The organism is Nocardiopsis synnemataformans (genome assembly GCF_965343085.1).
Taxonomy (GTDB): domain Bacteria; phylum Actinomycetota; class Actinomycetes; order Streptosporangiales; family Streptosporangiaceae; genus Nocardiopsis; species Nocardiopsis alborubida.
In genome coordinates this window covers 49,248-58,107 of sequence record NZ_CBDRFA010000054.1, presented here as the reverse complement: position 1 = coordinate 58,107, position 8,860 = coordinate 49,248, and the positions used below count along the sequence as shown (strand labels likewise).

Here is an 8,860-nt window from a genome sequence, read left to right as displayed (position 1 = left end):
TCCGCCTTCGGTGTCATCGTTGCCCGCCCCTGGCCGCAGGGGCCGGGGGCGTTGTCCGAGGCTGGAGGTCCTGCCTGCCGTTGGTGCCGACGCAGCAGAGCCCGGCCACCCCTGAACCTCGGGCGTTGGTCGCCCTCCGTCAGGCGCGCCCGCCTTTGGTGCCGCTTGTCGTCGGGCACCCTCACCCCCACCGGGCGCTGACCGTTTCCTCGCATTCCCGCGCCCTTTCGCGGCAGCGGGTGCGCTTTCGTTGCCGCCAACGACCCCCAGCGGGAATGGCGTAGGGGAGAGGCCTGATGGCGGCCCCTCCCTGCCCCTCAATTCCTTGGTCTTTTCCTGCTGTCGGTCGATTGAGGGCATGCCGAAACGCACGTGGGTGGGATCCCCCCTATTTCCAGGAAACCATCACGGCGCTACCCGTTGCCACCTCCAACCACCACCTGTGGAAAACCCGGTCACCCCCGCCCGGTCGCCGACAGGAGACCGCGGAGACCGGGGCGGACCTGCGCGCAGCTCACCGGTGTTACTTGGACTCCAGACGTCCCAGCAGGTGGGAGCCGGCGAGGGTGTCCTGCGGCGTTTCCACAGCAGTCGGCGGGTCCGGCGGGTCCGGTGTGCCGCGGGTCCGCTTCCGCGCGGCTGTTTCTGCGTGACTGCTCCCGCGCGGCTGCTCCCGCGCGGCTGCTCCCGCGCGGCTGCTCCCGCGCGGCTGCTCCCGCGCGGCTGCTTCCGTGCGGCCGCTTCCGCGCGGGTCATCGCCGCACGGGGCCTGGGAGGAAGGCCCCGGACCGGCCTGGCACAGCGGGAGCGGGGCGTAGGGACTCCGTTAGCGTTCGCGCCCCGCCCGCATGGAATCCGTTAGGACGTGCTCCGTCCGCTTTCGTGGGGTCTTGCATGGGTTCGGGGCCCTTCGGGGCCCGCGTCCTCCGCTCTGGAGGACGGCACCCGTCCGCGCCTTCCCTGGAGTCCCGCCGTGTTCGACGCCGTCTACCTCCTCGGTGCCCTCGTCGTGTTCGCGCTCGTGGGCGTGATCGGCAGGGGGGTCGAGAAGCTGTGATCGCCCTCGACCTCCTGGCCGCCGCGCTCGCGGTGGCCGCGATCGCCTACCTCGTGTGCGCCCTCGTCAGACCGGAGTGGTTCTGATGCCGGTGCTCCTCGCGGCCCTGCCCGTCGCCACCCTCGCCCTGATCCTGGCCCTTCTGTACCGCCCCGTGGGCGACTACACGGCCCGGGTCTTCACCTCGCCCCGGGACCTGCGAATCGAACGCGGGTTCTACCGCTTGGTCGGCGTGGACCCCCGCTCCGAGCAGTCCTGGCCCGCCTACCTGCGCGCCGTGCTCGCCTTCTCAGCCGTGGGTCTGGTCCTGCTCTATCTGCTCCAGCGCCTCCAGCACGTCCTGCCCCACGCGCTGGGCCTGCCGCCGGTCCCCGAGGATCTGGCCTTCAACACGGCCGCCTCGTTCGTGACCAACACCAACTGGCAGTCCTACTCGCCGGAACTGACCCTGGGCTACACCGTCCAGTTCGCCGGGCTCGCCGTCCAGAACTTCGTGTCGGCGAGCACGGGGATCGCCGTCGCGGTCGCCCTCGTCCGCGGCTTCGCCCGCCGCCGCTCGGCCACGATCGGCAACTTCTGGGTCGACCTGACCCGCGGCACGCTGCGCGTCCTGCTGCCCGTCTCCCTGCTGGCCGCCCTGGTGCTCGTCGCGGGCGGCGTGGTGCAGAACCTCAACGGCTTCACCGAGGCCACCACCCTCACCGGCGCCACCCAGACCGTCCCCGGCGGCCCGGTCGCCTCCCAGGAGGGGATCAAGATCCTGGGCACCAACGGAGGCGGCTTCTTCAACGCCAACTCGGCGCACCCCTTCGAGAACCCGGCGCCCTGGACCAGCCTGTTCCAGACCGTGCTCATGCTGGTGATCCCCTTCTCCCTGCCGCGTGCCTTCGGGCGGATGGTGGGCAGCCACCGGCAGGGCTACGCGGTCCTCGCCGCCATGGCCGTCCTGTTCACCGCCTCGCTCGTCGCGCTCACCGCCCTGGAGGCCCACGGCGCGGGCACGGCGCCCGAGGCGGCGGGGGGAGCCTGGGAGGGCAAGGAGCAGCGGTTCGGCGTGTACGCCTCCACCCTGTTCGGGTCGGCGAGCACGCTGACCTCGACCGGTGCGGTGAACTCGATGTTCGACTCCTACACCGCGCTGGGCGGCATGATGCCCATGATCAACATGATGCTCGGCGAGGTCGCGCCGGGCGGTGTGGGCTCCGGCCTGTACGGGATGCTCGTGCTGGCCGTCCTGGCGGTGTTCGTCGGCGGCCTGCTGGTCGGGCGCACCCCCGAGTACCTGGGCAAGAAGCTCGGGCCGCGGGAGATCAAGCTCGCCAGCCTCCACATCCTGGTCACCCCGACGCTGGTGCTGGTCGGCACGGCGCTGAGCTTCGCCGTCCCGGCCGTCCGCGCCGACGTCCTGGCCACCTCCATCCTCAACCCCGGCCCGCACGGGCTCTCGGAGGTGCTGTACGCGTTCACGTCGGCCTCCAACAACAACGGCTCCGCCTTCGCGGGACTGACCGCCGACACCCCCTGGTTCACCACCGCCCTGGGTGTGGCGATGCTGCTGGGCCGGTTCGTGCCCGTCGTGTTCGTCCTGGCCCTGGCGGGCTCCCTCGCCGCCCAGGACAGGGTGCCCGCCACACCGGGAACCCTGCCCACCCACCGGCCGCAGTTCGTCGGCCTGCTCGTGGGCGTCACCGTCCTGGTGACCGCCCTGACCTACTTCCCCGTTCTCGCGCTGGGCCCCCTGGCGGAAGGACTGTGAACACCGTGTCCCTGACATCGCGCACCCCCGACACCGACCGGCCGACCGGCGAAGTCCCCGGTTTCGGCCCTGGCTCCGGTCCCGGTTCCGGTTCCGGCCCGAAGAACACCCGGAGGACCTTCGGCGCCCGACAGCTCGCCGCGGCCCTGCCCGGCGCGCTGCGCAAGCTCGACCCCAGGTCGATGCGCCACAACCCCGTCATGTTCGTCGTCGAGGCGGGAGCGGCGCTCACCACCGTCCTGGCGGTCGCCGCGCCCTTCCTCGGCGGCCCCGAGCCCTCCGGCGGCTCCCCGGTCCCGGCCGGGTTCACCGGGGCCATCGCCGTCTGGCTGTGGTTGACCGTCCTGTTCGCGAACGTGGCCGAGTCCGTCGCCGAGGGGCGCGGAAAGGCCCAGGCCGACAGCCTGCGCCGCACGCGCACCAGCACCACGGCCAACCGGGTCCGCGACTACGACCCCGGGGCCGACCCCTCCGCCGAGCACGCCGTGACGCGCCCGGTCGCCTCCTCCGAGCTGGCCCTCGGCGACGTCGTGGTGGTCTCGGCCGGTGAGCTCGTCCCCGGCGACGGCGACGTGGTCTGGGGCATCGCCTCGGTGGACGAGTCGGCGATCACCGGCGAGTCGGCCCCCGTGGTCCGGGAGTCCGGCGGCGACCGCAGCGCCGTGACCGGCGGCACCCGGGTGCTCTCGGACCGGATCGTGGTGCGCGTCACCTCCAGGCCGGGGGAGACCTTCGTGGACCGGATGATCTCCCTGGTCGAGGGCGCCTCGCGCCAGCGGACCCCCAACGAGATCGCGCTCAACATCCTGCTGGCCAGCCTGTCGGTCGTCTTCGTGGTCGTCGCGCTCACGCTGAGCCCGATCGCCGCCCACGTCGGCGCCCCGGTGAGCGTGCCCGTCCTGGTCGCCCTCCTGGTGTGCCTCATTCCCACCACCATCGGCGCCCTGCTGTCGGCCGTCGGCATCGCCGGCATGGACCGGCTCGTGCGGCGCAACGTCCTGGCCGTGTCCGGCAGGGCCGTGGAGGCCGCCGGGGACGTGAGCACCCTGCTGCTCGACAAGACCGGCACCATCACCCACGGCAACCGCAGGGCGAGCGCGTTCCTGCCCCTGGAGGACGTGCCCGAGGCGGACCTGGTCCGCGCCGCCGCCCTGTCCTCCCTGGCCGACCCCACGCCCGAGGGCACCTCCGTCGTGGAGCTGGCCGCCGCACGGGGGGCCGACGTCGGCCCCACGGCACCGGGCGAGGTCGTGCCCTTCACCGCCCAGACGAGGATGAGCGGCCTCGACCTGCCCGACGGCACCCGCATCCGCAAGGGGGCCGCCTCGGCGGTCACCGCGTGGGTCGGGGAGGAGGGCCCGGTCGGCACCGTGGTCCGCACCGACCTGGAGGCGCTGGTCGCCGACGTCTCGCAGAGCGGGGGCACCCCGCTGGCCGTCGCCGTGCGCGAACCCGGGGCGGGAGCCCGCGTCCTCGGCGTGGTCCACCTCAAGGACGTGGTCAAGGAGGGCATCGCCGAGCGGTTCGCCGAACTCAGGGCGATGGGCATCCGCACCGTCATGGTCACCGGCGACAACCCGCTGACGGCCCGGGCGATCGCCGCCGAGGCCGGGGTGGACGACTTCCTCGCCGAGGCCACCCCCGAGGACAAGCTCGCCCTCATCCGCCGCGAGCAGGAGGGCGGCGCCCTCGTCGCGATGACCGGCGACGGCACCAACGACGCCCCGGCCCTGGCCCAGGCGGACGTGGGCGTGGCGATGAACACCGGCACCTCCGCGGCCAAGGAGGCCGGGAACATGGTCGACCTGGACTCGGACCCCACCAAGCTCATCGACGTCGTGCGGATCGGCAAGCAGCTGCTCATGACCCGCGGCGCCCTGACCACCTTCTCCATCGCCAACGACGTCGCCAAGTACTTCGCCGTCATCCCCGCGCTGTTCGCGGGCGCCTTCCCCGGCCTGGCGGCGCTCAACGTCATGGGGCTCGGCTCTCCGGCCTCGGCCATCATGTCCGCGGTCGTGTTCAACGCGCTCGTCATCGTCGCCTTGATCCCGCTCGCCCTGCGCGGCGTGCGCCACCGGCCCCTGGGCGCGTCCCGTGTCCTGAGCCGCAACCTGCTCGTCTACGGCCTGGGCGGCGTGGTCGCCCCCTTCGTCGGCATCGCACTGATCGACCGCGCCGTCAGCCTCCTCCCCGGATTCTGACGCGCTCCCACAGGAGGCGACACCCACCATGAGCTCCACCCGCGCCACCCTGCGCCAGTTCGGCACCGCCCTCCGTGCGGTGCTGGTCCTCACCCTCGTGCTCGGCCTGGCCTATCCGCTGGCCGTCACGCTCCTGGCCCAGGCCCTCATGCCCGCCCGCGCCGACGGCTCACTCCTGCGGGCGCCGGACGGGACGGTCGTGGGGTCCGCGCTGATCGGCCAGTCCTTCACCGGCACCGACGGCCGGCCCCTGCCCGAGTGGTTCCAGTCCCGGCCCTCCGCCGCCGGTGACGGCCACGATGCCGGGGCATCCGGCGGCAGCAACCTGGGCCCGGAGAACCCCGACCTCGTCGCTGCGGTCGAGGAGCGCCGGGAGGCGGTCGCCGCCTTCGAGGGCGTGGACCCCGACCGCGTCCCGGCCGACGCCCTGACCGCCTCCGCCTCGGGCCTGGACCCCCACATCAGCCCCGGGTACGCCCTGCTCCAGGTGCCGCGGGTGGCGGTCGCGCGCGACCTGCCCGAGGAGGAGCTGCGGGCCCTGGTCCGGAGTAGTATCGAAGGCCGGGACCTGGGCTTCCTCGGCGAGGAGAGGGTCAACGTCCTGGAGTTGAACATCGCGCTCGACCGGTGGGGAAGCTGATGAGGCGGGGACGGCTGCGGGTCTTCCTCGGGGCGGCCCCAGGTGTGGGCAAGACCCACACCATGCTGGAGGAGGGCAGGCGCCTGCGCGACGAGGGCCGGGACGTGGTGGTCGCCATCGTGGAGACCCACGGCCGCGAGGCGGTCGCCGCCCTGCTCGACGGGATGGAGACCCTCCCTCGCACGGCGGTCTCGCACCGGGGCGTGGGCCTGACGGAGATGGACCTGGACGCCGTCCTGGCCCGGCGCCCGCAGGTCGCCCTGGTCGACGAGTTCGCCCACACCAACGCCCCCGGCGCGCGCCACGGCAAGCGCTGGGAGGACGTGGCGCGGCTGTGCGCCGCGGGGGTGGACGTCATCACCACCGTCAACATCCAGCACATCGAGTCCCTCAACGACGTGGTCCAGCGCATCACCGGGGCGCCCCAGCGCGAGACCGTCCCGGACCGGGTGCTGCGCGCGGCCGACCAGATCGAGCTGGTCGACCTCGCGCCCCAGGCCCTGCGCGACCGGCTCGCGGCGGGCCAGGTCTACCCGGCCGAGCGCATCGACGCCGCCCTGTCGAACTACTTCCGCCTGGGCAACCTCACCGCGCTGCGCGAACTGGCCCTGCTCTGGCTGGCCGACGAGGTCGACAGCGCGCTGATGGACTACCGGGCCGAGCACCGCATCGACAGCACCTGGGAGGCGCGCGAACGCGTCGTGGTCGCCCTCACCGGCGGCCCCGAGGGGGAGACGCTGCTGCGCCGGGGGGCGCGCATCGCCGCCCGCTCGGGCAGCGGCGAACTCCTGGCCCTGCACGTCAGCGGCCAGGAGGGCCTGCGCGACGCCCGCCCCGAGGCGCTCGCCGCCCAGCGCGTCCTGACCGAGCGGCTGGGGGGCACCTTCCACCAGGTGGTCGGCGACGACGTCCCCCGCTCGCTGGTGGAGTTCGCCCGCGCGGTCAACGCCACCCAGCTGGTCATCGGCATCAGCCGCCGCGGCCGCCTCCTCACCGCACTCACCGGACCCGGGGTCGGCGCGACCGTCATCCGCGAGTCGGGCCCCATCGACGTGCACATCGTCAACCACGCCGCGGCCGCGAGGGGGCTCGCCCTGCCCCGCCTGGGCGGGGCGCTCAGCCTCCGTCGCCGCCTGGCCGGGTTCGCGCTCTCGCTCGCCGCGGGCCCGCTCCTGACCTGGCTGCTGGTCTCCCACCGCAGCACGGAGTCGCTGGTCGCGGACGTGCTGACCTACCAGCTGCTGGTGGTGGTCGTGGCCCTGGTCGGCGGCATCTGGCCCGCGCTCTACGCCGCCGTGATGTCCGCCGTCACGCTGGACCTGCTGTTCATCGAACCGCTGCTGGAGATCAGGATCGACCACCCCCTCCACCTGGGCGCCCTGGTCCTGTACGCCCTCAACGCGGTCCTGGTCAGCTACGTCGTCGACCAGGCCGCGCGCCGTACCCGCGCCGCCCAGCGGGCCGGGGCCGAGTTCGAGCTGCTCGCCACCGTCGCGGGCAGCGTCCTGCGGGGCCAGGACGCCCTCAGGGCCCTGGTCGACCGCACCCGGGAGGCCTTCGCCCTGGACGCGGTGCGGCTGCGCTCGGGCGGGGCGGTCCTCAGCGCCGCGGGCGAGGCCCCTCCCGGCGCCGAGCCCACGGTCGTGGCCGTGGGCGGGCGCGCCAGCCTCGAACTCCACGGCGCCGACCTCGGCGCCTCCGAGCGGCGGCTCCTGGAGGTGATCGCCACCCAGATCGACGCGGCCCTCGAACACCAGGACCTGCGCGCCACCGCCAGCGAGGTGGGCCCGCTCGCCGAGAACGACCAGGTCAGGAGTGCCCTGCTCTCCGCCGTCAGCCACGACCTGCGCCGTCCGCTGGCCGCCGTGACCACCGCGGTCAGCAGTCTGCGCCTGTCCGGGGTGGACTGGTCGCCCGGCGACCGCGACGAACTGCTCGCCACGGCCGAGGAGAGCCTGGCCACGCTCACCGCCCTGGTCACCGACCTTCTGGACGTCAGCAGACTCCAGGCGGGGGTGCTGGCGGTCTCCATCCACGACACCGACGTGGACGATGTGGTCCTGCCCGCGCTGGACGAGCTGGGCCTGGGCCCCGCCGACGTCGACCTGGAACTGGACCCCGACCTGCCCGCCGTGCGCGCCGACGCCGGGCTGCTCCAGCGGGCCATCGTCAACCTCCTCGCCAACGCCGTGCGCTTCTCCCCTCCGGAGCGCGGGGCCCGCGTGGCCACCAGCGCCTTCGGCGCCGCCGCCCAGATCCGCGTGATCGACCACGGACCGGGTGTCTCCCCGGACCGCCTCGACCAGCTCTTCGTCCCCTTCCAGCGACTGGGCGACACCGACAACACCACGGGGCTGGGCCTGGGGCTGGCGCTGTCCCGGGGGTTCGTGGAGGGGATGGGCGGACGGCTCACGGCCGAGGACACCCCCGGCGGCGGGCTGACCATGGTCATCTCCCTGCCCCTGACCGAGCGCCCTGACCCGGGGGAGGACGCGTGAAGATCCTCGTCGCCGACGACGACCCGCAGATCCTGCGCGCGCTCAGGGTGACCCTGCGCGCCCGCGGCTACGACATCGTGGTCGCCACCAACGGCGCGGACGCCCTCAACACCGCCGTCGACCAGCGCCCGGACCTGTACGTGATCGACCTGGGCATGCCGCACCTGGACGGGGTGGAGGTCATCGAGGGCCTGCGCGGCTGGACCAGCGCCCCGATCCTCGTCGTCTCCGGGCGCACCGACTCCGTCGACAAGGTCCAGGCGCTCGACGCGGGCGCCGACGACTACGTCACCAAGCCCTTCGCCATCGACGAGTTCCTGGCGCGGGTGCGGGCCCTGACCCGCCGGGGCGCGGGCGGCGACGCCGAACCGCTCGTCAGGCTGGGGGAGCTGACCGTGGACCTGTCGGCCAGGACCGTGACCCGCGAGGGCGGGTCGGGGCTGGAGAGCGTCCGGCTGACCCCCACCGAGTGGCGCATCCTGGAGATCCTCATGCGCCACGCGGGCAAGCTCGTCACACGCCAGAGGCTGCTGGCGGACGTGTGGGGGTCCGAGCACGTCACCGACACCGGTTACCTGCGCCTGTACGTCTCCCAGCTGCGCAAGAAGCTCGAACCCGAGCCCAAGGCGCCGCGGTTCCTCATCACCGAGCCCGGTATGGGGTACCGTTTCCAGCCCCCCGGATGACGGACACCGCCCGCGTGGT

At 73.5% G+C, this 8,860-nt stretch carries 7 protein-coding genes; all 7 read left to right on the top strand.

Going from position 1 to position 8,860, the window contains the following annotated elements:
- The first annotated feature begins 865 nt into the window (after nt 1-865).
- Genes ACSIH6_RS26705 through ACSIH6_RS26675 form a run of 7 tightly spaced genes read left to right on the top strand, consistent with a single transcriptional unit; the run spans nt 866 to nt 8,841 of the window.
- Nucleotides 866-1,057 carry a hypothetical protein gene (locus ACSIH6_RS26705; protein ID WP_435111098.1) on the top strand — a complete coding sequence of 64 codons (192 nt, stop codon included), beginning with the start codon at nt 866-868 and terminating at the stop codon, nt 1,055-1,057.
- Complete coding sequence (locus tag ACSIH6_RS26700; protein ID WP_435111097.1) at nt 1,054-1,143, top strand: potassium-transporting ATPase subunit F; 90 nt, start codon at nt 1,054-1,056, stop codon at nt 1,141-1,143. The genes ACSIH6_RS26705 and ACSIH6_RS26700 overlap by 4 nt, the downstream gene beginning before the upstream one ends.
- Complete coding sequence (gene kdpA, locus ACSIH6_RS26695) at nt 1,143-2,813, top strand: potassium-transporting ATPase subunit KdpA (RefSeq protein WP_435111096.1); 1,671 nt, start codon at nt 1,143-1,145, stop codon at nt 2,811-2,813. The genes ACSIH6_RS26700 and kdpA overlap by 1 nt, the downstream gene beginning before the upstream one ends.
- Complete coding sequence (gene kdpB, locus ACSIH6_RS26690; RefSeq protein WP_435111095.1) at nt 2,810-5,017, top strand: potassium-transporting ATPase subunit KdpB; 2,208 nt, start codon at nt 2,810-2,812, stop codon at nt 5,015-5,017. The genes kdpA and kdpB overlap by 4 nt, the downstream gene beginning before the upstream one ends.
- 28 nt (nt 5,018-5,045) lie before the next feature.
- Complete coding sequence (kdpC, locus tag ACSIH6_RS26685; RefSeq protein ID WP_435111094.1) at nt 5,046-5,657, top strand: potassium-transporting ATPase subunit KdpC; 612 nt, start codon at nt 5,046-5,048, stop codon at nt 5,655-5,657.
- Nucleotides 5,657-8,155 carry a sensor histidine kinase gene (locus ACSIH6_RS26680; RefSeq protein ID WP_435111093.1) on the top strand — a complete coding sequence of 833 codons (2,499 nt, stop codon included), beginning with the start codon at nt 5,657-5,659 and terminating at the stop codon, nt 8,153-8,155. Before kdpC ends, ACSIH6_RS26680 begins: the two co-directional genes overlap by 1 nt.
- Nucleotides 8,152-8,841 carry a response regulator gene (locus tag ACSIH6_RS26675; RefSeq protein ID WP_435111092.1) on the top strand — a complete coding sequence of 230 codons (690 nt, stop codon included), beginning with the start codon at nt 8,152-8,154 and terminating at the stop codon, nt 8,839-8,841. Before ACSIH6_RS26680 ends, ACSIH6_RS26675 begins: the two co-directional genes overlap by 4 nt.
- Nucleotides 8,842-8,860: the final 19 nt, after the last annotated feature.

Coding starts and splice junctions, on each gene's coding strand:
- ACSIH6_RS26680 (WP_435111093.1), top strand. CDS start 5,657: ATGAGGCGGGGACGGCTGCGGGTCTTCCTCGGGGCGGCCCCAGGTGTG.
- kdpC (WP_435111094.1), top strand. CDS start 5,046: ATGAGCTCCACCCGCGCCACCCTGCGCCAGTTCGGCACCGCCCTCCGT.
- kdpA (WP_435111096.1), top strand. CDS start 1,143: ATGCCGGTGCTCCTCGCGGCCCTGCCCGTCGCCACCCTCGCCCTGATC.